This window comes from Janibacter cremeus (assembly GCF_013409205.1).
Taxonomy (GTDB): domain Bacteria; phylum Actinomycetota; class Actinomycetes; order Actinomycetales; family Dermatophilaceae; genus Janibacter; species Janibacter cremeus.
The window spans coordinates 2,027,094-2,050,158 of record NZ_JACCAE010000001.1 but is presented as its reverse complement, the minus strand read 5'-3'; the positions used below and the strand labels follow the sequence as shown (position 1 = coordinate 2,050,158).

The window sequence follows — 23,065 nt, the reverse complement described above, 5'->3', positions numbered from 1 at the left end:
GTCAGTCGTGCGGAGCCAAGGGTTCCGGGCGGGCCGCAGCGGGGTCGGTCAGCTCGACCGAGGGATTGGACAGGAGCACCTCGTGCTCGGCGAAGGCATCGAGGATCCGGCGGTAGGTGGCGCTGCGCACGTTGCCCAGTCCCTGCTCCGGGTCGGAAATCCAGAATCGGAGCTCGTGGGTGACTCCGTTGTCCGCCACCGCCGTGATCCTGGCCCGGGGCACCGGCTGGGCAAGCACCCGTTCGTGGGCGTTCGCAGCGTCCACCATGAGCCGTTGGACGAGGTCGTAGTCACTGCCGATCGCGACACTGATGGCCATGCGCAGCCGCACGCGCTGCTGCTCGTACCCCCAGTTCTCGACGCGCTCTGTCATGAGGGTCTCGTTCGGGATGAGATGCACCTTGCCGTCACGGGTGAGCACCGAGACGGCACGGGTCCCGACCTTCGTGACCTCGCCCGCGACGTCGGCCGTGTCGATGACGATCGTGTCGCCCGGTTTCACCGACCGATCCGACAACAACACGATTCCGGCCATGAAGTTCGACACGACCTTCTGCAGGCCGAAGCCCAGGCCCACGCCGAGCGTCCCGGAGAAGATCGACAACGCCGCGGTGTTGATACCCGCGAGGTCGATGGCCAGGAAGATGGTCACGATGCTGAGGAGGATCATCGTGAGCTTCTCGGCGAGTTCACGCTGCGACACGTCGAGGGTGGTGCGTGAGCGGATCACGGTACGAGCCACACGGGCCAGCACCCGGAACGCCGCATAGAGCACGAGGGCTCCCGCGCCGAAGTTCAGCAGGTCCAGCAGCGAGACGTCGACGGACCCGAGGGTGAGGGAGATCCCATCGAGAGACTCCTCGAGGGCATCCAACCGGTCATAGCGCCGGGAGATCGTCACTGCGGCGATCACGACGGCGGCGGCCCGCGCGACCGTCCTGGACCCGAATGCCCCTGCCACGAGGTAGTACGCAGCCACCCCGACGACGAGGGTGATCGCGATGTCGAAGACGAACTCTGCATACGGCGGCCACGCCCCAACGGCTGCAACAACGGACAGGAGGACTGCCGCCAGCGCCTGCCCGAGCCCCTTGGCCAGACGTCCGGTGTCGAGTTGGTCCGTATCGCGTCCCGGCGCCACACGATCGGCGATCACCTCCAGCCAGGTCCGTAGCGAACGCCACACGACCCAGCCGGCGATGAAGGTGGCCGCGCTGACGACGACCGCCGCGCCCAGCGGAACGAACTCGGCCTCCTGCAAGGGCGGGAGGCCGAGGAAGTCCCCCACCCACCGGGCGACGGCGCCGGAACCCCCCGAGGTTGTTGCCATGCTGCATAGTGGCACAGCCGAGCACCTCAGCCGGCCGATCCACCGTGATCTTCAGTAGCGGAAGATCGCGGCGACCTCGCTGTCGGCCACGACGGACTCCGAGGTCGCGTAGACGTGCCCACTGTTCTTCAGTGTGGCGATGGCGGCGGCGTCGACCTGCTCGCACTCGGCATACCGGGCATCGGACCCGAGCTGCACGATCGGCAACGTGGCGTCATCGACGCGCTCCCAGCACCATGGGTCGGCCTGGACGAAGAGCGTCTCGACCCGCCCTTCGGTCGCGGCCTGCGCAATGGTCGTCAGGTCGCCGGAGACGCGGCCGGTCCCGTGCAGCTCGCGGAATCGGTCGATCACCCGAGAACGCTGCTCGCGCAGCCGCTTCTCGATCAACGGCCACGCCATCTCGTGCACCTCTTCGGGCGTGAGTTGGTCCGGGTTGCGGTCGACGACCTCCTCCAGAAGGTTCGGGTAGCTGTTGACCTCACGGTAGGCCCAGACGAGGTGCTCGAGACCGACGAGCACCATGGGCGAGGTCGCGCCGTTGAGCAGGTCGTGCAGCCCGGCGGACACCGAGCGGAGGAAGCGCACCACCTCGGTGCTGCTGAGGTTCTCATCGCCGGCGCCGTGCCCGTAGAACACCGCCGGGCCGGCCCTGCCGGCGCCCGCGGACGGTCGGGCCATCGTGTCGGAGCGCGGCTCGTGCGGCTCCACGACCTCGGTCAGGCTCGTGGGGATGTCGCCCAGGTGAACCTGCTCGACCGAGTTGCGGCTGCCCTCCATCAGTCGGATCTCGCGCTGGCTCAGGGCCAGCAGGAGGAAGTGCTCGTCACCGGAGAGCAGGCGCAGCATCGGCCCGAGGACGAAGTGGTCACCGGCCGTGGCCAAGGCCGGCGTGGGTGCCGGCACGCGGAAGGTGCGCTCCCAGCCCGGACGCAGGAACATCGCCAGTCCGTCACTCATGTACTGCCATGCCATGCCGTCGTCCTGCAGATCTCGGGCCGGGGCGAGCAGCGCCTCGACATCAGGGCGCCGCATCTGCTGGGCGAGCACCGCCTCGACGCCGTCGACGAGGTTCTTCCACCCCAGCCGGTCCGCCTCGATGCCTCGGCCGAATCGGTGGGTGGGCATGAACAACGACACCCGCGCTTCCCCGCCCCCCGGCTCCGCAAGTACGTCGATCTCTGCGCGTGTCAACAGGTCCATGGAGTACCCCCTTCAGGTCTCCTCACTCACCATAGGCGAGCAGGTCAAGAGGCCCGCAACACCGCCCGGCGCCCTCCCCGCGCATGCGGTGGAGGGCGCCGGGCGGTGTTGACGACGCAGGATCAGCGAAGGGTGAGCCCGCTCCCTTCGTCGACGTCGACCGTGACGCCGCTGCCGTCGCGAACCTCGCCGGCGAGCAACCCGGTGGCCAGGCGGTCACCGATCTCCTTCTGCACCAGGCGGCGCAGCGGTCGGGCGCCGTAGGCCGGGTCGTAGCCCTGCTCGGCGAGCCAGGCGCGCGCGGCGTCGGTGACCTCGAGCTCGATCCGGCGGTCGGCCAGTCGCGTGGACAGCTCGCGCACCTGCAGCTCGACGATGTGGCTCAGCTCGTCCCGGCTGAGCGCGTCGAAGACGACGACCTCGTCCAGGCGGTTGAGGAATTCTGGCTTGAAGGCCTGGCGCACCATGCCCATCACCGATTCCCGCTGCGCCTCGACGTCGAGCGTGACGTCGGTGAGGAACTGGCTGCCGAGGTTGCTCGTCATCACCAGGATGACGTTGCGGAAGTCCACGGTCCGCCCCTGGCCGTCGGTCAGGCGCCCGTCGTCGAGCACCTGCAGCAGGATGTCAAAGGTCTCGGGGTGGGCCTTCTCCACCTCGTCGAGGAGCACCACCGAGTAGGGCCGGCGACGTACCGCCTCGGTGAGCTGTCCCCCTTCCTCGTAGCCGACGTAGCCGGGTGGGGACCCGATGAGACGCGCGACCGCGTGCTTCTCGGAGTACTCCGACATGTCGATGCGCACCATCGCCCGCTCGTCGTCGAAGAGGAAGTCCGCCAGCGACTTCGCCAGCTCGGTCTTGCCGACACCGGTCGGACCGAGGAAGAGGAAGGAGCCGGTCGGCCGGTCCGGGTCGGCGACCCCGGCCCGCGAGCGGCGCACCGCGTCACTGACCGCACGCACCGCCTCGGTCTGGCCGATGAGCCGCGAGCCGATGATCGACTCCATGCTCAGCAGCTTCTCCGTCTCCCCCTGCAGCAGGCGCCCGGCAGGGATACCGGTCCAGGCGGCGATGACCTCGGCGATGTCGTCGCTGCCGACGCGCTCCTTGACCATCGGCGACTCGTCGCCGGCGGCGGCCTGCGACTCCTGTGCCTGGGCTGCCTCGAGCTCCTTCTCCGCAGACGGGATCTCGCCGTAGAGGAGTCGCGAGGCACCCTCGAAGTCATTCTCGCGCTGCAGCCGCTCGGCCTGCGTGCGCAGGTCGTCCAGGCGCGACTTGAGGTCACCGACGGCGTTGAGGCCGGTCTTCTCCGCCTCCCACCGGGCGGTCAGCGCCGCAAGCTCCTCGGACTTGTCGGCGAGGTCCTGCTGCAGCCGCGCGAGGCGCTCCATCGAGGCCTCGTCGGTCTCGTTCTTCAGGTGCAGCTCCTCCATCTTCAGCCGGTCGACGGCGCGGCGCAGCTCGTCGATCTCGACGGGTGAGGAGTCGATCTCCATGCGCAGTCGGGAGGCCGCCTCGTCGACGAGGTCGATCGCCTTGTCCGGCAGCTTGCGCCCGGTGATGTACCGATCGGACAGCGTCGCGGCCGCGACGAGCGCGGTGTCCTCGATCTCGACCTTGTGGTGGGCCTCGTAGCGCTCCTTCAGGCCACGCAGGATCGCGATGGAGTCCTCGACGCTCGGCTCACCGACGAAGACCTGCTGGAAGCGGCGCTCCAGCGCCGGGTCCTTCTCGATGTGCTCGCGGAACTCGTCGAGCGTCGTCGCGCCGACCAGCCGCAGCTCACCACGGGCGAGCATGGGCTTGAGCATGTTGCCTGCGTCCATCGCGCTGTCACCACCCGCGCCGGCACCGACGACCGTGTGCAGCTCGTCGATGAAGGTGATGACCTCACCCTCGCTGGACCTGATCTCCTCGAGCACGGCCTTCAGGCGCTCCTCGAACTCACCGCGGTACTTCGCGCCGGCGACCATCGCGCTCAGGTCGAGGCTGATCAGGCGCTTGTCCCGCAGCGACTCCGGGACGTCCCCGTCGACGATGCGCGAGGCGAGCCCCTCGACGACGGCGGTCTTGCCGACGCCGGGCTCGCCGATGAGCACCGGGTTGTTCTTCGTCCGTCGGGAGAGCACCTGCACGACGCGGCGGATCTCGGCGTCACGGCCGATGACCGGGTCGAGCTTGCCGTCCCGGGCCATCGCGGTCAGGTCCGTGCCGTACTCCTGCAGGGCCTCGCCACCGTCGGCCGGCGTCTGCGAGGTGACCTTCCGTCCGCCGCGCAGCTCCTCGAGCTTCGCCTCCATGTCCTTCGCGCCGCGCTTCTCGACCGCGGCCAGGTGGCCGGTCTCGGCCAGCGCGAGCAGGAGGACGTCGAGGGCGAGGTGGGTGTCCCCCTTCGCCCGCATCAGGGTGTCGGCCTGCTGCAGGACGGCACCCAGCTCACGGCCGAGCGAAGGGGGCTGGGCGGCGCCACTCGTGGTGGGCAGCGAACGCAGCGCCGCGTCGGCCTGGCCGAGCACGTGGGAGGCTCCGGTCCCGGCGGCCTGCAGCAGGGTGTCGCACTGCGGGGTGTCGAGCTGCACGAGCGCGCTGACGAGGTGGTCCGGGGTGACCTCCGCGTGCCCCTGCGTCTGGGCGGCGCGCTGGGCGAGGGCAAGCGCCTCGGCGACCTTCGTCGTCGGCTGGAACTCCATGGTTCTCCTTCTGGGCTGATGGTTCGTCTACACGGATCAACCGATGCAAAGTTGAGTCTATTCCACTCAACCCTGCGTATGACCTAGGCTCACTGCGACTGACTTGCAACAAGACGGGCGAGCATGACCACCACTGACCAGACCACGACGGCCCCGGCCGAGTCCGAGGTCACGGCCGACGACGACCTCGGACTCGGCGCCCGACGCCGTCGCGCGACGCTGTGGACCCTCGGTCTTCTCGTCCTGCTGCTCGCCTCGGTCACCGCCTCCGTCGGCGCCGGAGCCGTCGCCATCCCACCTGCGGACACCGCACGGATCATCGCCCACCATCTGCTGGGCGTCGGCGAGCAGGCGTGGAGCGTGCCCCGCGACGCCATCGTCTGGGACGTGCGGATGCCGCGTGCCCTGCTCGCGATCGGTGTCGGTGCGGGCCTGTCCGTGTGCGGCGCCGCCCTGCAGGCGATGGTGCGCAACGTCCTGGCCGACCCCTACCTGCTCGGCGTCAACTCGGGGGCCTCCAGCGGCGCCGCCGCCGCGATCCTCTTCGGCGCCGGCGCGGGCGCCGGGGCGCACGCGCTGCCGTTGAGCGCCTTCGTCGGGGCGCTGGCCGCCTCGATGCTCGTCCTGCTCGTCGCCCGCTCCGGTGGCCGGGTGACCTCCCTGCGCCTGCTCCTGGCGGGGGTCGCCGTCGGCTACGCGCTCTACGCCGTCACCAGCTTCCTCATCTTCGCCTCCGACTCCGCCGAGGGGTCGCGCTCGGTGCTCTTCTGGCTGCTGGGCTCCCTGTCCCTCGCCTCCTGGGGCGCGCCGCTCGTGATCGTCAGCGTCGTCGCCACCCTGACCGTCCTCGTCCTCGTCGGCCTCGGCCGGCGCCTGGACGCCCTGGCGATCGGCGACGAGACGGCGCAGACCCTGGGCGTCGACCCCGACACCTTCCGCGTGCGCCTGCTGCTGCTCGTCGCGCTGTGCGTCGGGGTCGTCGTCTCCGCCTCGGGCAGCATCGGCTTCGTCGGCCTGGTCATCCCCCACCTGGCCCGCCGCGTCGTCGGCTCCGCCCACCGCCACATGGTGCCGGTCGCCGCACTCATGGGCGCCATCTTCCTGCTGTGGGCCGACATCGTCGCGCGCACCGTGCTGGCCCCCCAGGAGATCCCGCTGGGGATCCTCACCTCGCTCGTCGGCGCACCCTTCCTCCTCGTGCTCATCCGACGCATGCACGTCTCGTCCACCTGACCAACCACCACCCAGGAGTCCCTGAAGTGCCCTCCCCGCACCGCCGCACCCACGCCACTGCCCTGATCGCCGCAGCCACCCTGCTCGCGGCCGCCTGCGGTGGCTCGTCCGGCAGCACCGAAGCGGAGACCCGCACCGACGACGGCCACTACCCCGTGACCGTGGAGAACTGCGGTCACGAGGTGACGCTCGAGTCCGAGCCGACCGATGTCGTCATGCTCAAGTCCGCGGTCGTCCCCTTCCTCACCTCCGTCGGGGTCCTCGACCACGTGAGCGCCAAGGCAGGCGTGTACCCGGACGGGTACTTCACGGACGAGACCGCGCAGCAGATCGCCGACATCGACACCCTCACCGACCGCGTCGACGCCTCCGGCCACCTGCTGATCTCCAAGGAAGCCGTCGTCGAGCGCGATCCCGGCCTCGTGCTCGGCCAGACCGACAACCTCTCCCACGCCTCCCTCGACGAGGTCGGCATCCCCTCGCTCGAGGCCTCCGGCCTGTGCACGAGCAACCTCCCCGAGCCCGGCTTCCAGCAGATCTACGACGAGGTCGAGATGTACGGCCAGGTCTTCAACCGCGAGGACGAGGCGGACGAGGCCGTCGCGGACCTCAAACAGCGCGTCGAGGAGATCACCTCCACCGTGACGAAGGGGGAGCGCACCGGGGCGGTCCTCTACCCCACCGTCGGCGGTGGCACCACCTACGCCTACGGCAACAAGTCGATGACCGACCCGATGCTCGAGGCGGCCGGGATCGAGAACGTCTTCGGTGACCAGGACGAGCGGGTCTTCGAGGTCACCCTCGAGACGCTGCTGGCCAAGGACCCGGACGTGCTCGTCCTGCTCCACTCCGAGGGGGCCCCGCAGGAGGTCGAGCAGGCCGTGACCAACCTCCCCGGGGCGGAGAGCCTCACCGCGGTCCGTGAGGAGGCCGTGCACACCGAGCTGTTCAACTTCGCCGAGCCGGCGAGCCCGCTGGCCGTCGACGGGCTGGAGCGGCTCATCGACGAGCTGGGCGACGGCTCGTGATCAGCGCGACCGGGCTGCGCTTCGCCTACGGCCGCACCGAGATCATCCGGGACATCTCGCTCGCGGCCCGGCCCGGTCGCGTCCTCGGCCTCATCGGTCCCAACGGCAGCGGCAAGACCACCCTCCTGCGTCTCCTCCACGGGGGCCTGACGCCTGCCGCCGGCGAGGTCCTCATCGACGGCACCCGACTCGATCGGATCGACCGCCAGACCATCTCGCGGCAGATCGCCGTCGTCGTGCAGGAGTCCGGCGGCGAGACGACGATGACGGCCGCGGAGATGGTCCTCCTGGGGCGCACGGCCCGACTCTCCGGCTTCCAGCGGACCGGTGAGGGGGACATCTCCTCGGCCCGCACAGCGCTGCAGCGAGTCGGTGCCCTCGACCTCGCCCGGCGCGACTTCGCCGGCCTCTCCGGCGGGGAGAAGCAGCGCGTGCTCATCGCCCGCTCGCTCGCCCAGGACGCCGACCACCTGCTCCTGGACGAACCGACGAACCACCTCGACATCCGCTACCAGCACGAGGTGCTCGGCCTGCTGCGCTCTCTTGCGACGACCACGGTCGTCGTACTGCACGACCTCAACCTCGCCGCCCGCTACTGCGACGACGTCGTCCTGCTCTCCCAGGGGCAGGTCGCCGGTGCAGGCACCGTCGACGACGTCCTCGACCCGGACCTGCTCTCCCGGGTCTACGGGATCGGCGTGCGCCGGGTCGACGACACGGACGGGCTGCACCTGCTCTTCACCCCCCTTCGTCAGGAGGTCGCATGAACACCGACACCAACGCCGCCGCCCGCTCGGCCGACACCGCGCTGCAGGCCAGGATCAACGACTACTGGGACCACCGGGCCCGGGTCTACGACGAGGCCCAGCACCGCGAGGGGCGCGATGTCGTCGACCGCGACCTGTGGGGCCGTGTCTGGGCGAGCGCGCTACCGCCGGCGCCCGCACGCGTGCTGGACCTGGGGACCGGCAGCGGCCACGCGGCCTTCGTCCTCGCCGATCTCGGCCACGACGTCACCGGAGTCGACTCCTCGGCCGGGATGCTCGAGATCGCGCGAGCAAGGACGGCCGGGACGAAGGGGGCATCCCCCACCTTCGTCCTCGGCGACGCCGTCGACCCGCCGGTCGCCGGTGGCTTCGACGTCGTCGTCAGCCGCTACCTCATGTGGACCCTGCGGGAGCCGCTGACGGCGCTGCAGCGATGGCGCGCTCTGCTGCGCCCCGGTGGCGTGCTCGCCGTCGTCGACAGCACCTGGTTCGACGCCGGACTCGAGGGGTCGCCCTCGGAGTTCATCGACTCCTACGCAGCGGTGATGGACGACCTGCCCCTGGCGAGCGCCGAGTCGATCGGGGCCACCGCCGAGGTCGTCACGGCCGCCGGGTTCACCGATGTCACCACCCGGCCGCTCACCGACGTCCTCGAGGTCGACCGGCGTCTCGGGGTCGCACCGGGACACCGACCGCGACTGCAATACCTGGTCCACGGGACGGCCTGACGCCGCACCGGCTCAGCAGGTGGCGGCGATGTCGCTGAGGGCGTCCTCGGACGTCTCGCTGGAGGAAGGGGTCTGCGACGGCGTCGGGGTCGGTGAGGACGTGGTCGGGCTGGAGGACGACGACGGCTCGGACGTCGGCTCCGGCGGGTTGATCGCCTCGTGCACCATCAGGTGGATCTTCAGGTAGTCCGGGTTGACGACATCGATGACGTCGTTGGTCAGCGGCAGCGACTTGATCGAGCCGCCGTCCTGGATGCGCAGCACGAGCTCGGCCCACTCGTCGAGATCGTCCTCGGGGATGTCGACCCGGACATTGTCCTCCAGCGTCGAGGCCAGCGCCGGGTAGCGCACGAGCATCGACGTCGGGTTGACCTGGTTGAGCAGTGCCCCGACCATGCACCGTTGCCGGCGCATCCGGGAGAAGTCGCCGTCCTGCGAGGCGGCTCTCGAGCGCGAGTACCACAGGGCGTGGAAGCCGTCGAGCTGCTGCACACCGGGCTCGATCCAGCCCGTGGTCCCCACGACGTTGCCGTACGCATCCAGTTTGCAGCCGATGCAGACGCGCTCCTGGACGTCGACCTCGACGCCGCCCATGGCATCCACGAGCTGGGTGAAGCCCTCGAGGTTGACCACCGTCGTGTAGTCGACGTCCAGGTCCAGGATCTGGGAGACCGCGTCCTTGGTCACCGTCAGGCCGGGGTTCGAGTCGTCGGGGAAGAGGTCGGCGTTGTCCTTGCCCAGCGTCCAGACGAACTCCATCAGGCACTGGTCACCGCAGTTGTAGCCCTCCGGGTAGAGCTCCGAGAGGGGATTGTCCTCCGAGAAGGGGATGTCCTGCAGGTTGCGCGGGATGCCGAAGAGGATCGTCTCGCCGGACTGCGGGTCGATGCTGGCGACCATGATCGCGTCCGGCCGGGTCCCGATCCGGCCCTTGCCTGCGTCGGAGCCCAGGAGCAGGACGTTGACGCGGTCGGTGCCGGCCCACGGATCCTTGCCGCTGCCGGGCCCGACTGCACCGTCGGGGCGCAGCGTTTCGAAGACGTTTCCGATGAGCGAGCGTTGGATCACCGCGTAGCGCACCGCCTGGGCCGCGGGCGCGAAGACGAGCACGGCGGCCAGCGCGGCGAAGACCACCATCGCGGCCTTCGGCCGACCGTGGGCGCCCGCCGGCATGTTGTCCCGGGCCGTGAGGAGGATCGTCCCGATCCACACCACGGCGACGATGATCAGCACGGGGATGACCACGCTGAGCGCGAGACGGCTGACACCGACGCGGATGACGCCCATGAGCCCCTTGGCCAGCACGTAGCCGATGAGGACGACGAGCGCGATGGCGAAGGCGGCGACGATGGCCTGCCCCGTCCGACGACGGGTGCGGATCAGACCGAGTCCGGGGACGATGGTGCTGGCCGCGGTCAGCGTGTAGTAGCGACGCACCTGACGTGCCGCACGACGAGCATTCGCCCCTCGTTCTCCGGGCCCACGATGGCGCCCGGAAGGCCCGTCCCAAGAAGCCACAGGTGCCACCCTTCGCGCTCGCTCCCGTGGACGTCCTCAGTGCGTCCGTGGGCAGATTTCAATCGACATCGTGGCACAACGGGACCCCGGCACGGAAAGTTCCGCTCGCACCCCCGTGTCAGGCGGGGTCGGGGTCGTACCAGCCGTCGAACTCCTCGGCCAGCGCGACGAACCGCTCGCGGACCGCGTCCGAGGCACCATCAGGCGACTGCGGGGGCGCGACCACGTGGACCGCCCACTCGTGGTCCTCTCCGTCGTCCTCCCCGGCGAGGGCCTCGCGCACGACCCGCACCTCGAGAAATCCCTCGTCGATCAGGTCGTCCGCGATGCGCTCGGCATCGTCACGGTCGGGGAAGACCATCAGGTGCTCGGTCATGCCCCGACTTTCCCACGGACGCCACCGACGATGCCACGTCGCGGGTGTCGGGCCCGGGGCGGACCCGGCTTTACAGCGCCGAGGAGACGTGGTCTTGTCGAGACATGGCACAGGAAAAGAAGATCACCGTCCAGCGCACCATCGACGCGCCCACCGAGGACGTCTTCGAGGTGCTGACCAACCCCGAGCGCCACCCCGACCTCGATGGGTCCGGGTTCGTCCGATCGGTCGACAACGCCGACCGGATCCAGTCCGTCGGTGAGGTGTTCACGATGAACATGTCCGGCGACCACATGGGGGGCGACTACCAGACCGACAACCACGTGACCGCGTACAGCGAGAACAAGATGGTCGGCTGGAAGACCGCGCCGGCAGGCACCGAGCCGCCCGGCTGGGAGTGGCTGTGGGAGCTCGCGCCCGAGGGCCGGGACCACACCCTGGTCACCCATACCTACGACTGGAGCGATGTCACCGACGAGGCGCTGCTGGAGAAGATCGACTTCCCCCTTGTCACCCAGGAGAACCTCGAGGACACCCTCGGACGTCTCGCCGCTGCGGTGAGCAACTGACGTGTCCGGCCTCGACGTCGCCGCGCTGCGCGCGCGCTTCCCCTCCCTGTCCTCCGGCATCGCCCACTTCGACGGTCCCGGAGGGACCCAGACACCGGCCGAGGTGGGCGAGGCGATCGCCCGCACCCTCACCGGGCCGCTGTCCAACCGCGGGGACGACCTGGTCAGCGAGACCAACGCCGAGGAGGCGATCGCCGGCTTCCGCAGTGCGCTGGCCGACCTGCTCGGCGCCCGGCCGGAGGGTATCGTCTACGGCCGCAGCGCCACCCAGATCACCTATGACATCGCGCGGACCCTGGCGAAGGGGTGGGGACCGGGTGATGACGTCGTCCTCTCCGAGCTCGACCACGACTCGAACGTGCGCCCCTGGGTGCAGGTGGCCAAGGCCGTCGGTGCGACCGTGCGGTGGCTGCCGCTCGACCCGGCCACGGGCGACCTCGACCTCAGCGGCATCGACGGGGTGGTCACCGGCCGCACCCGCCTCGTGGCGCTCACCGCGGCGTCGAACCTGTTGGGCACCCAGCCGCAGGTCGCCCGGGTCGCCGAAGCCGCCGACGACGTCGGCGCCCTCGTCTACGTCGACGGGGTCCACCACACGGCACATGCGAGCGTGGACGTCGCCGCCCTGGGCGCGGACTTCTACGTCTGCTCGCCCTACAAGTTCTTCGGGCCGCACTGCGCCGCGCTCGCCGCGGACCCCGAACTGCTGGCGAGCCTCCACCCCGACAAGTTGCTGCCCTCCACGGATGCGGTCCCGGAGCGCTTCGAGCTGGGGACGCTCCCCTACGAGTTGATGGCCGGCGCGACGGCGGCGGTCGACGTCATCGCGGGCATCGCCCCGGAGGGTGGCAGCCGACCGGAACGGCTGGTCCGGGCCCACGAGCTCGTGCACGAGCACGAGACGCGGCTGCGCCGGCGGGTCGAAGAGGACCTGGCCGAGCTGGGCGACCGCGTCACCCTGCACTCCGTGGCGCAGCGGCGCACCCCCACGCTGTTCTTCACCTTCGCCGACCAAGACGCTGCCCGGGCCAAGCGCTTCCTCGGCGAGCGCGACGTCCTCGCCCCGGCCGGGACCTTCTACGCCTACGAGACCTTCCGGGCGCTGGACCTGCCAGTGGACCTCGGGATGCGGGTGGGGCTGGCGCCCTACACCGACGACTCGGACGTCGACCGACTGCTGGCAGGCCTGACCGACTTCCTCGCCTGACTCAGCGGGGGTCGCGGCCGGTGCGGCCGATGAGGCGGTCCTGGCGGGAGGCGTCGCCGGGGAGCTCCACCGCCGGGGCGCACACCCCTTCGCCGCGGATGGCCTCCCCGAAGCCGTCGATGGCCGCCTCGATCTGGTCGAGCTCGCGGTCGCTGAAGACCACGTCGATGCCGGCGGTCCGGCCGATGTCCCAGCGGTGGACCAGCAGGTCGAAGCCGTAGAACCGGTCGAAGGCGCCACCGACGGTCGTGCTGCCGAAGGGCGTGTCGTAGGGCCGCTCGGCAAGGGTGTCGTCGGCGAGCTGGCGGGCCACCGCTTCGGCGTGCGTGCGCCACGCGGTGGACGCACCCAGGGCCTCGGTCGTCGGCGTCGGGTCGGGCATGTCGGCTCCGGCCTTCTGCAGGAAGTCGCGCTGGGTGTCGATGAGGTGCTGGACCACGTCGGAGCCCGTCCAGCCCTCGCAGGGGCTGGGACCGGCGAGCTCCAGCGGGTCGGCGGAGTCGACGAGCCGCATCAACGGCGTGTTCTTGCGGTCGAAGACGGAGGCGGCATCACGAGGCAGGGGCATGACCCCAGCGTGCCATCCCCCGGCGTCAGCCGCCCCCTGCCCTCCGAGGGAGGAGGGGAGTGTGCGCGCTCAGTCGGGGGCGCGGACGCCACACGACGAGGGCCTGACCGGCGTTTCGGGGACGCGGGCGCTGCCCGTGGCGCAGGGCGACGATGTCGCCCTGGGAGCCGACGGCGAAGAATCGTCGGCCCTGGCCGAGCTCCTCGCGGGCCCCGTCGAGCTCCGCGTCGAGCTCGTCGACCCGGGCGCGCAGGGCGGCGACCCGGTGCTCGAGCTCGAAGATGCGCTGGATCCCCCCGAGGGAGACGCCCTCGTCCTGGGAGAGGCGCTGCACCTCGCGCAGCCGGGTGACGTCGGCGGCGCTGTACCGCCGACCGCCACCGCGGGTGCGCGAGGGAATGACGAGGCCGATCCGGTCGTACTGGCGCAGCGTCTGCGCGTGCATGCCGGCGAGCTCGGCGGCGACGGAGATGACGAAGACCGGGGTCTGGTCCTCTCCGCTCAGTCCGGAGATCCGGGCCATCGAGCTCACTCCCTTTCGTGGCTCCTGCGTCGCACCTCAAGACGACGCCTTCGTCGGTCAGTCCCGCAGGTCAGGCCCGCGCCGCGGAGGTGAGGTCCGCCCGCGGGTCGTCGGTGGCCGAGTCACGCAGGACCTCGACGGCCTCGCGCTCGGCGTCGCTGAGATCCGTCGGCACGACGACCTGCACCTTGGCCAGGAGGTCGCCCTTCGCCTTGGCGCTCTGGACACCGCGGCCCTTGAGTCGCAGTACGCGACCACTGGGCGTCCCGGGGGCGATCTTGACCTTCACGCTCGACCCGTCGAGGGTCGGCACGGCCACGGTCGCCCCGAGCGTCGCCTCGGCGAAGGTGACCGGCAGGTCGATCGTCAGGTTGTTGCCGTCCCGGCCGAAGACGGCGTGCGTGTCCACCGAGACGGTGAGGATCAGGTCGCCGCGTCCGGCCTGCGGGTCGCCGTGGGCGCCCTTGCCGCGCACGCGGATCTTCTGCCCGTCCTTGACCCCGGCCGGGATCTTGGCGGTGACCTTCTCGCCGTTCACGTCGAGGGAGATCGTGCGCCCCTCGACTGCGTCACGGAAGGACAGTCGCGTACGCGCGGTGAGGTCGCCCCCCTTCTGCGGGCCACGGGGTGCGCGGAATCCGGCGCCCTGTCCGCCGAAACCGGCGGGACCACCACCGCCGCCGAACATCGAGAGGATGTCCTCCAGGTCCGGCTCACCGGCCCCGCCCCCGGCGAAGGGGGAGCCACCCCCGGTGCTGTAGCGCATCCGGGAGCCGCCCCCTCCCCCACCGAAGGCGGAGAAGATGTCCTCGAAGCCCCCGTTGCCGCCGGGGCCACCCGCGGTGAAGCGGGCACCCCCGCCGGTCATGGAGCGGATCGCGTCGTACTCGCTGCGCTCCTCGGGGTCGGAGAGCACGGCGTGGGCCTCGCCGATGTCCTTGAACTTCTGCTCGGCCGCGGCGTCCCCTTCGTTGCGGTCGGGGTGGTACTGCTTGGCGAGCTTGCGGTAGGCCTTCTTGATGTCGTTCGTCTCGGAGTCCTTGCTGACCCCGAGGACGGCATAGAAGTCCTTGTCCAACCAGTCCTGACTTGCCATGTTCTCCTCCTTTCGGGCTTGAGGTTGCTACTGGGGGTCGGCGACGGCCACGCGGGCTGCCCGCAGGACGCGCTCGCCCGCACGGTAGCCGGGCTGGAGCACCGTGACGATCGTCGTCTCGGTCGCACCCGTCGGCAGGTCCGGGTCCTGCGGGTCCCACTCGGCGTGCATCAGTGCCTCGTGGACGTTGGGGTCGAAGGGCTCACCCTTCGCCCCGACGCTCTCCAGGCCGTACTTGCCCAGCGACTGCTGCAACTTGTCGGTGATGGTGCGCACCGGGCTGCCCTCGGGCAGGTCCCCGTGCTGGTCGGCGAGCTGGATCTCGTCGAGCACCGGCAGGAGCGTTTCGAGGACGTCGTGTGCCGCCCGGATCTGGATCTCCGCCCGGTCGCGGTCCACGCGCCGCTTGTAGTTGACGTACTCGGCCTGCAGCCGCTGCAGGTCCTCCAGGCGCTCGGCCGCGAGGACGGTGTCGGGGTGCACGTCGGTCTCAAGGGTGTCCGACGGGGCCGTGTCGTCTCCGTCGGAAGCACCGCCGGGGGCGGCCCCGGAGGTCGCAGTCTCCTGCGCCTCCGGGACCACCTCGGCCTCGACCGGCTCCTCGGCACCAGAGGTGGCGTCGACCGCGTCCACGCTGACCTCGGGGTCGATCGGCTGGTTGGGGTCGGTCACTTCTTCTCCTCGGAGTCGGCGTCCTCGTCGACGACCTCGGCGTCGACGATGTCGTCGTCACCCTCGCTCGAGCCCTGGTCGCCACCGGCGTCGGCCCCCGGGGCCTCGCCACCGGCCTGGTCCTCCTCGGAGGAGGCCGCGTAGAGGGCGGCGCCCATCTTCTGGCTCTCCTCGTTGAGGGTGTCGACCTTCTTGTTGAGGTCCTCGACGCTGATCTCGGACTCGGGCTTGATGGCCTCCTTGAGGTCGGCCAGGGCCTCGTCGACGGGCTTGCGCTGCTCGTCGGTCAGCTTCTCGCCGGACTCGGTGAGGAACTTCTCCGTGGAGTAGACGAGGTTCTCCGCGGTGTTGCGGGCCTCGGTCTCCTCACGGCGCTTGGCGTCCTCGTCCGCGTGGGCCTCGGCCTCCTTGACCATGCGGTCGATCTCCTCCTTCGACAGCGCGGAGCCGCCGGAGATGGTGATCTTCTGCTCCTGGCCGGTGCCACGATCCTTGGCGGAGACGTTGACGATGCCGTTGGCGTCGATGTCGAAGGTGACCTCGACCTGCGGCACACCGCGCGGCGCCGGCGCGATGCCGGACAGCTCGAAGGTGCCGAGGTTCTTGTTCTGCTGCGCGATCTCACGCTCGCCCTGGAAGACCTGGATGAGGACCGAGGGCTGGTTGTCCTCGGCGGTGGAGAAGACCTCCGAACGCTTGGTCGGGATGGCCGTGTTGCGCTCGATCAGCTTGGTGAACAGGCCACCCTTGGTCTCGATGCCCAGGGACAGCGGCGTGACGTCGATGAGCAGGACGTCCTTGCGCTCGCCCTTGAGGACACCGGCCTGCAGGGCTGCGCCGAGCGCGACGACCTCGTCCGGGTTGACGCCCTTGTTCGGGTCCTTCTTGGTCATCTCGGTGACGAGCTCGCTGACCGCGGGCATGCGGGTCGAGCCACCGACGAGGACCACGTGGTCGATCTCGGAGAGGGAGACGCCGGCGTCCTTGATGACGTTCTCGAAGGGCTGCTTCGTGCGGTCGAGCAGGTCCTTGGTCATCTGCTCGAAGTTCGCGCGGGAGAGCGACTCGTCCAGGTGGATGGGGCCGTTCTCGCCCATGCTCAGGTACTGCAGGTTGATCGACGTGGTCGACGCGGAGGAGAGCTCCTTCTTGGCCTGCTCCGCGGCGTCACGCAGACGCTGCATGGCGATCTTGTCGTTGGCCAGGTCCACGCCGGTGTTGTTCTTGACCTGGGTGAGCAGGTGGTCGACGATCCGCTCGTCCCAGTCGTCACCACCGAGCTGGTTGTCACCGGAGGTGGCGCGCACCTGGATGGTGGAGAAGCCGTCCTCGGGGTCCTTGCCGACCTCGAGCAGGGAGACGTCGAAGGTACCGCCACCGAGGTCGAAGACGAGGATGAGCTCGTCCTCCTTGCCCTTGTCCAGTCCGTAGGCCAGAGCAGCGGCGGTGGGCTCGTTGACGATGCGCAGGACGTTCAGGCCCGCGATCTCGCCGGCCTCCTTGGTGGCCTGGCGCTCGTGGTCGTCGAAGTACGCGGGGACGGTGACGACCGCGTCGGTCACGTCCTCACCGAGGTAGGCCTCGGCGTCGCGCTTGAGCTTCTGCAGGGTGCGCGCGGAGATCTCCTGCGCGGTGTACTTCTTGCCGTCGATGTCCTCCGAGGTCCAGTCCGTGCCGATGTGGCGCTTGACGGAGCGGAGGGTGCGGTCGGCGTTGGTCACTGCCTGACGCTTCGCGACCTCACCGGCGAGGACCTCGCCGCCCTTGGAGAAGGCGACGACGGACGGGGTGGTGCGACCGCCCTCGGCGTTCGCGATGATCGTGGGCTCGCCACCCTCGAGTACGGCGACGGCAGAGTTGGTGGTTCCGAGGTCGATGCCAACGGCACGGGCCATGAGGCGCTCCTTCGTAATCGGGTGTCGGGGCGGGACCCCGACGGGAGTTGAGTTGCTGATGCTCAACTTAGATACCGACCTGCGACCTGCGCAAATCCGAGGCTCAAAAGTTGAGTTCACTTGGCTCAACCATGGGCGAAGGGGGTTTGTTCCCGCAGCATCGTTTCGCTCCCCGGGACCCTTTGTGACACAAGATCGTCGTGCGCGGGCCGATCGGACCAGCGCTTGGCTTGACTTCACCGAACGGGCAGCCGCCTACTCCCGGACGTAAGGAGCAATCGATGACCCCCGACCGTACGGACGAGAAGAGGATGGCCAACTATCGCCAGTCGCTGATCTCGGCGCTGCTACCCAAAAACATGCCTGGGGATCGAATCGGGCAGATCGTCGCCGAGGTCGAAAGTCACGTCGCCGAGACCGGTGAAGACCCAGCCGAGGCATTTGGTTCGCCCCGCGACTACGCCGCCGACCTCACAACCGAGCGTCGCTCAGAACCGTGGTGGCACACCGCGCTGATCACTGTGCTGGCTGGCATCGCGGGTGCCTTCGTAGCTCTGGGTGGGTTGTCCGTCTTGCTGGGCGTCGATTACCTCAACCAGCCCGGGTGGCTCTGGCTGACCATGGGCCTCTTCATCGGCGTCCCGGCAGGCGTATGGGTCTACCGCCGGTCGACCCGTGTGCGCGATCCCCGCACGGGCGCCGACATGCTGCCCATGGCACGTTGGGGGCTCGCCGTTCTCATCGTCCCCACACTCGCGATCGTCCTCATCGCCTGGATAGCCATCAAACTCGTCGAGACCCTCACCTAGCACTCAGCGCCCCCACATCACTGACCATGATCGATCCCTGCGGGACGACTTTGGCAACCCTGCTCGGTAGGCCCGGGCATCACCGTAGGCGGTTCCCACAGCTGGGTAGCGGTGGACATCACAAGAAGCTCGCCCGAGACTGAGAGTGAGGCGCTCCTTGGTTAGATCCCCGGGAGCGCCTCGCCACTGAGCGATCGGCTCGCGGAGCGGTGCCGCAGCGCGAGCCACCTCTGGCCCATGCTCCTGGTCGAGGCACTCGCCTGCGCGGGCCTAGACATCCTGCTCCGTGCGATGGAGCTCAGGTGAGCGAACGAGTCGCGTTTCGCGTCCAAGGGGCTTGTGCGATGACGATGTTTCGACAACACCTATGCTGGCCATAGGGCCTGACTTCGGACAGGTCTGCCGGAGTTGATGAGTCGCAGGCTTGTGACCTGCGATAACGCTGACGTGGACGTTGTCGTGAGGCACTAATTGGTGCTCTACGCTCGCTGTGATGGCGTGGATTCGGCGGGTGCGCACGGCCTCGGGGGCGACGGCGGTGCAGATCGCTGAGTCGGTCCAGGGGCGCCGGCGGATCGTGAGGCACGTGGGCTCGGCGCATGACGACGCGCTGTTGGGGGTGCTGGTGGCCCAGGCCGAGGCGCTGCTGGCAGATCCGGGGCAGGGCGAGCTGGAGCTGGGGCTCGAGCCGACCCCAAGGAAGGTCGATCTCCTGCCCGAGGTCGCGGCAGAGTCGCTGTTCGCTCAGGGCGATGGCCGCGAGGAAGTCGCTCGAGTGGCGGCACCGCGGGTGACGGCTACGTCCTCGAGGCTGCTGTACGACGTGCTGACCGAGCTGTATGTCGATCTGGGGTTCGACGTGGTCGGGGATGCCACGTTCCGGGACCTGGTGATCGCGAGGGTGGTCGAGCCGACCTCGATCCTGGATACCGGGCGGGTGCTGGGCGATCTGGGACGGGCGCCGGCCAGTGAGCGCACGATGCGCCGGACCCTTTCTCGGCCCCAGGCGCGGGGCTACCGCGACCAGGTCGCGACCGCGTGCTTCACCCACGCCGCCAGCTGTGGGGATGTGAGTCTGTGCCTGTATGACGTGACGACGTTGTACTTCGAGGCCGAGCACGAGGATGAGTTGCGCAAGGTGGGCTACAGCAAGGAGCGGCGGGTGGACCCGCAGATCGTGGTCGGGCTGCTCGTCGACCGGGGCGGGTTCCCCCTGGAGATCGGCTGCTGGGAGGGCAACACAGCCGAGACCACCACGATCATCCCGATCGTTCAGCAGTTCCAGGCCCGGCACGGGCTGGCGGACATGGTCGTCGTGGCCGATGCCGGGATGCTGTCGACGGCGAACCTGACCGCTTTGGATGAGGCCGGGCTGCGGTTCATCGTCGGCTCCCGAGCGGTCAAGGCGCCGGGGGACTTGGCGTCCCACTTCCGCTGGCACGGTGACGCGTTCGCTGATGGGCAGGTCATCGCTCCCCCAAGCACTCCGTGCAGGGCGGTACCCCCACCATCACTCCCAAGCGAGCCACGAGCGCAGCTCGCGCTGAGAACGATTCGGCCAAGCGTGCCGAACCGGTCTGGGACCCGGCTGAGCATCTGGGGTCGTGGCGGGCGGTGTGGGCGTACTCCAGGAAGCGGGCGGTGCGGGATCGACGGACGTTGACGTTGCAGGAGAACCGCGCCAAGGCTGCCCGCACACCCAGATTCGTCAAGACCACCGGCGGCAACCGCGTCCTGGACCAGGCCTCCCGGCTCGTGGGCTTGAAGGGGTACGTCAGCAACATCCCCGTCGAGGTGATGCCCGCTGGTGAGGTCATCGCCAGTTACCACGCGTTGTGGCAGGTCGAGGCCTCGTTCCGGATGAGCAAGACCGACCTGCGTGCCCGGCCAATCTTCAGCCACACCCGTGAAGCGATCGAAGCGCACCTGACCATCGTGTTCACCGCTTTGGCCCTCAGCCGCGAGGTCCACAACCGCTCCGGACTGGCCATCCGCAACGTACTGCGTCAACTGCGGCCACTGCGCTCAGCGACCGTCGCGATCAACGCCTCCCAGCAGACCTTCCCGCCCGACGTCCCTGCCGAAAAGCAAGCCATCATCGACGCCATCCAGGGCAACGACTTCAGGCACTAAGGCAAATGGCAGAAGTCAGGCGATGACGATGTTTCGACAACACCTATGCTGGCCATAGGGCCGCGAGCCCTCAATCAGGGTCCACCACGCTCAAAGTTGAAGAGCCGTCAAAGTGCCAGCGATCTTCTCAACGTGCAGCTGGCCGCTGCTCCATGTGGAGGGAATGCCACACTGCGGCGGCGACGAATAGCGCTCCTATCAGCGTGATCGCTACCCCTGGGTCGATGAGGTGAATCAGGGAACCACCCCCCAGCACTGCGAGCGGCAACCACGGAATGCGCCGCCACTTGCGCACGTACGCGGATACACACAGCGCGGCGATTCCCACGATCACAAAGGCTGTTAGCGGAAGGGCGACGGAGTTGGTGAAGCCCACGAGCGGACTTGACACGATCAGCGCGCTCAGGACTGCGCCGACCACCACCATCAGTTTGACGAGATTAATGGAGACCTCATCAGGAGTTCGGGCGGACATTGAATTCAATTCAGCAGACGAATGCGTTCAGCTGGGCGTTGACGCCGAGGCAGCCAGCGTCAATCGCCTCTGGTTGCGAGTTTATGTACTTCGCTACGGCAGCTCCCGCAGCGCCACACGCGATGGCTCCTGGCAGGCTGCCAATGGCTGCGCACAGAGCAGGCGCTGCAGTAGCCCCGTACTGGATGATGTCCTGCCACTCCGCATAAGTGGCGTAGACGTACGGGCCCCCGTGAGCCCAGTCCCAGCCAATACCGGCTTGCGTCATGTACTCCGCTCGCTCCGGTGCATTCTTGTCAGCGTCAGGCACGACCTGCCAGCCGATGCGGCCCCCGTCGACACTCTTCTCGAAGAATCGACTCGATTTGGGCGCGTCTGCCGGTGGGGACACCTCACGAAACCCTTCCTGTCGCAGATGCTGCACCTGCTTATTAAGCGACGTGAAGTCGTTCATCCTGTTCGTCAACAATTGAAGGTTCACCTGCGATTTGGGCTGGCGCTGCACCGACCTAGAATTTGCGGAGTGGGTCGCCTGCGCCGTAGCGCTCTGAGTCGCATCGGGATCCGGGGAAGGTGCGGCCGATGGCGCTGCAGTGGCCGAACCCCCAGTTACGATCAAAATGGCCACAGCGGCGGTGGCAGTCGTCCAAGCCTTCGTCGTCATCGTGCTCCCCTGTATTGCAGATGTTCCGTGAAGGATTTCGGTTTCATCGTACGAGTGCCCCGCGCAAACAGGTCAAGGTTTTTGGTGTAACAGACAAAGTCGCTGACCACGTCCTGAATGTCCCCCCGATGAACAGCTCCCCCCAGGCGTGGAAGGGTCGTCCGGGCGTCGGACACCATGACCTGCCGTGCCTTAAGCGAGGACGGTGAGGAGTTGGTGATCCACGCCATGCCAGCGCGCAAGCAGTACTGGGAAACCCTGCCTTGACTCCCGACGCGCAGGCCTGGGCAGCCTGAGGAACTGACATGAATCGCGGAGGATCGCCAGCAGCGGAACCACAGACGGGGAGCCCGCAGCTCATGATGCGGTCTCACCCCGTCATGGCAGTGTCCGTCCCGTAGCACCCGTCCGGCTGGATCTCCCGGGACACGGGCCTCCTACGGAACGCCGAAGTCTGAGGATCTGGACAGATCGTGTGGGAATCTACATCTCCGCAGATTCCGCGGCGCGGATGATGACCGCGCCTGGCCCCCGGTCGCCTACCGCTCGTCGCAGACCCCGGCCGCAAGGGTGTCCCCCCGCACGCACCGGAGGAGACTGGTTCGACACGGCGAGGAGCGAACGCTCAGCCATCGGGCTCGGAGGACCGTCATGAACGTCACACCGTGGTACCCACTCGGCGCCGGGGACCCGCGCGCCAGCCTGGTCGCCGGGGCACAGCACCTCTTGCGGCATGCCGGGCACGCGATCGTCGCAGATGGGATCTTCGGCCCGGCGACCGAGTCCGCCGTCCGCGACGTCCAAGCGACCGTCGGACTCCCGGCCACGGGCGAGGTCGACCCGGACACGTGGGCCCAGGTCGTCGTCCCGGCCCGACCCGGTGACTCCGGCGAGGCAGTGATGGCAATCCAGGCGACCCAGTTGGCGGCGTGGATCGATGAGCCCCTGCTGTTGGTCGACGGAGACTTCGGCCCGGTCACACAAGAGCGGGTCGGCCGTTTCCAGGGGATGTGGGGGCTGACCCACGACGGGATTGCGGGGCCGGAGACGTGGAGCTTCGTCTCGGCCCCACCACGGGATCTCTGGCCCCTGGCCAAGGTCGGCCAGACGATGGCGGGAAACTGGCGGGTGCGGGCAGTGCAGCACCTGCTCGTCCACCACGGCGCCGGCCTCACCGTTGACGGTGACTACGGGCCCGCCACCGGCGAGGCGATGCGCCAGTTCCAGCTGGGCCTGCGGGCTCGGTACGTCAGCACGACGACGGGACAGCTCGACTGGCCGGCGTTGATCGTCACCGTCGGCCCCGGGGCCAGCGGGCCCGCTGTCGCGGCAGTCCAGTCGCTGGTGTCCGTCCCGGAGGACGGCGCCTTCGGCCCCGTGACAGAGCAGGCGGTCAGAAACCTCCAGTCGGTCTTCGTCCCGCCCGACGACGGGATCGTCGGTCCGATCACCTGGCACATGCTCGTCGTGCCGAAGTCCGAGTGACCCTCACCGGCTGCTCGTGAGCCCACGAGCAGCCCGCTCGGCGACCGCCCTGGGCTACTCCATGGCTCCCGGATGAAGCTCCGACTGGCCGTC

20 protein-coding genes and 1 pseudogene are annotated in these 23,065 nt (G+C 69.0%); 9 read left to right on the top strand and 12 right to left on the bottom strand.

The annotated features are described in order from the left end of the window. Position 1: 1 nt before the first annotated feature. The 3 genes from BJY20_RS09720 to clpB all read right to left on the bottom strand — a co-directional run bounded on the left by BJY20_RS09720 (position 2) and on the right by clpB (position 5,226). Positions 2-1,330 carry a mechanosensitive ion channel family protein gene (locus tag BJY20_RS09720; protein WP_185991346.1) on the bottom strand — a complete coding sequence of 443 codons (1,329 nt, stop codon included), beginning with the start codon at positions 1,328-1,330 and terminating at the stop codon, positions 2-4. A 51-nt stretch (positions 1,331-1,381) separates the two neighbouring features. Then, on the bottom strand, positions 1,382-2,458 hold the full coding sequence (locus BJY20_RS09715) for a baeRF3 domain-containing protein (protein WP_185991345.1): 1,077 nt from the start codon (positions 2,456-2,458) through the stop codon (positions 1,382-1,384). A gap of 197 nt (positions 2,459-2,655) precedes the next feature. Then, positions 2,656-5,226: an ATP-dependent chaperone ClpB gene (gene clpB / locus BJY20_RS09710; RefSeq protein ID WP_185991344.1), complete on the bottom strand. Its 2,571-nt coding sequence runs from the start codon at positions 5,224-5,226 to the stop codon at positions 2,656-2,658. Positions 5,227-5,349: 123 nt separating this feature from the next. Between clpB and BJY20_RS09705 the strand changes: the two genes are divergently transcribed. From BJY20_RS09705 to BJY20_RS09690, 4 genes are read left to right on the top strand one after another with little or no spacing between them, the layout of a single operon-like run. Continuing rightward, positions 5,350-6,459 carry a FecCD family ABC transporter permease gene (locus BJY20_RS09705; protein ID WP_185991343.1) on the top strand — a complete coding sequence of 370 codons (1,110 nt, stop codon included), beginning with the start codon at positions 5,350-5,352 and terminating at the stop codon, positions 6,457-6,459. A gap of 26 nt (positions 6,460-6,485) precedes the next feature. Next, entirely contained in the window at positions 6,486-7,487 is a 1,002-nt protein-coding gene (locus BJY20_RS09700; RefSeq protein WP_185991342.1) for an ABC transporter substrate-binding protein, read from the top strand. Further along, the gene (locus tag BJY20_RS09695) at positions 7,484-8,254 is read left to right on the top strand and encodes an ATP-binding cassette domain-containing protein (RefSeq protein WP_185991341.1); all 771 of its coding nucleotides are present in this window, start codon (positions 7,484-7,486) and stop codon (positions 8,252-8,254) included. The genes BJY20_RS09700 and BJY20_RS09695 overlap by 4 nt, the downstream gene beginning before the upstream one ends. After that, positions 8,251-8,982: a class I SAM-dependent methyltransferase gene (locus BJY20_RS09690; protein WP_185991340.1), complete on the top strand. Its 732-nt coding sequence runs from the start codon at positions 8,251-8,253 to the stop codon at positions 8,980-8,982. Before BJY20_RS09695 ends, BJY20_RS09690 begins: the two co-directional genes overlap by 4 nt. A 12-nt stretch (positions 8,983-8,994) precedes the next feature. Here the strand turns inward: BJY20_RS09690 and BJY20_RS16060 are convergent, their stop codons facing one another. Next, positions 8,995-10,419: an LCP family glycopolymer transferase gene (locus tag BJY20_RS16060; protein ID WP_185991339.1), complete on the bottom strand. Its 1,425-nt coding sequence runs from the start codon at positions 10,417-10,419 to the stop codon at positions 8,995-8,997. A 199-nt stretch (positions 10,420-10,618) separates the two neighbouring features. Then, positions 10,619-10,876, bottom strand: coding sequence for a ribonuclease E inhibitor RraB (locus tag BJY20_RS09680; protein ID WP_185991338.1), 258 nt, complete (start codon positions 10,874-10,876; stop codon positions 10,619-10,621). A 104-nt stretch (positions 10,877-10,980) separates the two neighbouring features. Between BJY20_RS09680 and BJY20_RS09675 the strand changes: the two genes are divergently transcribed. Together BJY20_RS09675 and BJY20_RS09670 are read left to right on the top strand one after the other, a co-directional pair. Then, entirely contained in the window at positions 10,981-11,445 is a 465-nt protein-coding gene (locus BJY20_RS09675; protein ID WP_185991337.1) for an SRPBCC family protein, read from the top strand. Between the two features lies 1 nt (position 11,446). Continuing rightward, a complete protein-coding gene (locus BJY20_RS09670) occupies positions 11,447-12,652 on the top strand; it encodes a cysteine desulfurase-like protein (protein WP_185991336.1) in 1,206 nt (401 codons plus the stop codon). A 1-nt stretch (position 12,653) separates the two neighbouring features. Here BJY20_RS09670 and BJY20_RS09665 read toward each other — a convergent pair whose 3' ends face one another. The 5 genes from BJY20_RS09665 to dnaK form a co-directional block, all read right to left on the bottom strand. Beyond that, complete coding sequence (locus tag BJY20_RS09665) at positions 12,654-13,220, bottom strand: maleylpyruvate isomerase family mycothiol-dependent enzyme (protein WP_185991335.1); 567 nt, start codon at positions 13,218-13,220, stop codon at positions 12,654-12,656. A 25-nt stretch (positions 13,221-13,245) separates the two neighbouring features. After that, positions 13,246-13,743 carry a heat shock protein transcriptional repressor HspR gene (locus tag BJY20_RS09660; protein WP_185991334.1) on the bottom strand — a complete coding sequence of 166 codons (498 nt, stop codon included), beginning with the start codon at positions 13,741-13,743 and terminating at the stop codon, positions 13,246-13,248. A 70-nt stretch (positions 13,744-13,813) separates the two neighbouring features. Further along, positions 13,814-14,839 (bottom strand): DnaJ C-terminal domain-containing protein, encoded by a 1,026-nt coding sequence (locus tag BJY20_RS09655; protein WP_185991333.1) that lies wholly within the window; start codon positions 14,837-14,839, stop codon positions 13,814-13,816. Between the two features lie 27 nt (positions 14,840-14,866). Continuing rightward, a complete protein-coding gene (locus tag BJY20_RS09650; RefSeq protein WP_185991332.1) occupies positions 14,867-15,511 on the bottom strand; it encodes a nucleotide exchange factor GrpE in 645 nt (214 codons plus the stop codon). Continuing rightward, positions 15,508-17,406, bottom strand: a complete 1,899-nt coding sequence (gene dnaK, locus BJY20_RS09645; RefSeq protein ID WP_185991331.1) for a molecular chaperone DnaK — start codon at positions 17,404-17,406, stop codon at positions 15,508-15,510. Before dnaK ends, BJY20_RS09650 begins: the two co-directional genes overlap by 4 nt. A 281-nt stretch (positions 17,407-17,687) precedes the next feature. On the opposite strand from dnaK, the gene BJY20_RS09640 reads away from it, so the two are divergent. Together BJY20_RS09640 and BJY20_RS09635 are read left to right on the top strand one after the other, a co-directional pair. Continuing rightward, positions 17,688-18,215 carry an HAAS signaling domain-containing protein gene (locus BJY20_RS09640; protein WP_185991330.1) on the top strand — a complete coding sequence of 176 codons (528 nt, stop codon included), beginning with the start codon at positions 17,688-17,690 and terminating at the stop codon, positions 18,213-18,215. A gap of 493 nt (positions 18,216-18,708) precedes the next feature. Then, a pseudogene (locus BJY20_RS09635) lies at positions 18,709-20,348 on the top strand (IS1634 family transposase). A 127-nt stretch (positions 20,349-20,475) separates the two neighbouring features. Here BJY20_RS09635 and BJY20_RS09630 read toward each other — a convergent pair. Both BJY20_RS09630 and BJY20_RS09625 read right to left on the bottom strand, forming a co-directional pair. Continuing rightward, entirely contained in the window at positions 20,476-20,823 is a 348-nt protein-coding gene (locus tag BJY20_RS09630) for a hypothetical protein (protein ID WP_185991329.1), read from the bottom strand. 10 nt (positions 20,824-20,833) lie between these two features. Further along, positions 20,834-21,328 carry a hypothetical protein gene (locus tag BJY20_RS09625; RefSeq protein WP_185991328.1) on the bottom strand — a complete coding sequence of 165 codons (495 nt, stop codon included), beginning with the start codon at positions 21,326-21,328 and terminating at the stop codon, positions 20,834-20,836. An 810-nt stretch (positions 21,329-22,138) separates the two neighbouring features. On the opposite strand from BJY20_RS09625, the gene BJY20_RS09620 reads away from it, so the two are divergent. Then, positions 22,139-22,972, top strand: a complete 834-nt coding sequence (locus BJY20_RS09620) for a peptidoglycan-binding domain-containing protein (protein ID WP_185991327.1) — start codon at positions 22,139-22,141, stop codon at positions 22,970-22,972. The last annotated feature ends 93 nt before the right edge of the window (positions 22,973-23,065 follow it).

Bases quoted from the DNA above. Each gene is read 5' to 3' on its own strand.
- BJY20_RS09720 (WP_185991346.1), bottom strand. From the start codon at position 1,330: ATGGCAACAACCTCGGGGGGTTCCGGCGCCGTCGCCCGGTGGGTGGGG.
- BJY20_RS09715 (WP_185991345.1), bottom strand. From the start codon at position 2,458: ATGCCCACCCACCGATTCGGCCGAGGCATCGAGGCGGACCGGCTGGGG.
- clpB (WP_185991344.1), bottom strand. From the start codon at position 5,226: ATGGAGTTCCAGCCGACGACGAAGGTCGCCGAGGCGCTTGCCCTCGCC.
- BJY20_RS09705 (WP_185991343.1), top strand. From the start codon at position 5,350: ATGACCACCACTGACCAGACCACGACGGCCCCGGCCGAGTCCGAGGTC.
- BJY20_RS09690 (WP_185991340.1), top strand. From the start codon at position 8,251: ATGAACACCGACACCAACGCCGCCGCCCGCTCGGCCGACACCGCGCTG.
- BJY20_RS09680 (WP_185991338.1), bottom strand. From the start codon at position 10,876: ATGACCGAGCACCTGATGGTCTTCCCCGACCGTGACGATGCCGAGCGC.
- BJY20_RS09675 (WP_185991337.1), top strand. From the start codon at position 10,981: ATGGCACAGGAAAAGAAGATCACCGTCCAGCGCACCATCGACGCGCCC.
- BJY20_RS09665 (WP_185991335.1), bottom strand. From the start codon at position 13,220: ATGCCCCTGCCTCGTGATGCCGCCTCCGTCTTCGACCGCAAGAACACG.
- BJY20_RS09660 (WP_185991334.1), bottom strand. From the start codon at position 13,743: ATGGCCCGGATCTCCGGACTGAGCGGAGAGGACCAGACCCCGGTCTTC.
- BJY20_RS09655 (WP_185991333.1), bottom strand. From the start codon at position 14,839: ATGGCAAGTCAGGACTGGTTGGACAAGGACTTCTATGCCGTCCTCGGG.
- dnaK (WP_185991331.1), bottom strand. From the start codon at position 17,406: ATGGCCCGTGCCGTTGGCATCGACCTCGGAACCACCAACTCTGCCGTC.
- BJY20_RS09640 (WP_185991330.1), top strand. From the start codon at position 17,688: ATGACCCCCGACCGTACGGACGAGAAGAGGATGGCCAACTATCGCCAG.
- BJY20_RS09630 (WP_185991329.1), bottom strand. From the start codon at position 20,823: ATGTCCGCCCGAACTCCTGATGAGGTCTCCATTAATCTCGTCAAACTG.
- BJY20_RS09620 (WP_185991327.1), top strand. From the start codon at position 22,139: ATGAACGTCACACCGTGGTACCCACTCGGCGCCGGGGACCCGCGCGCC.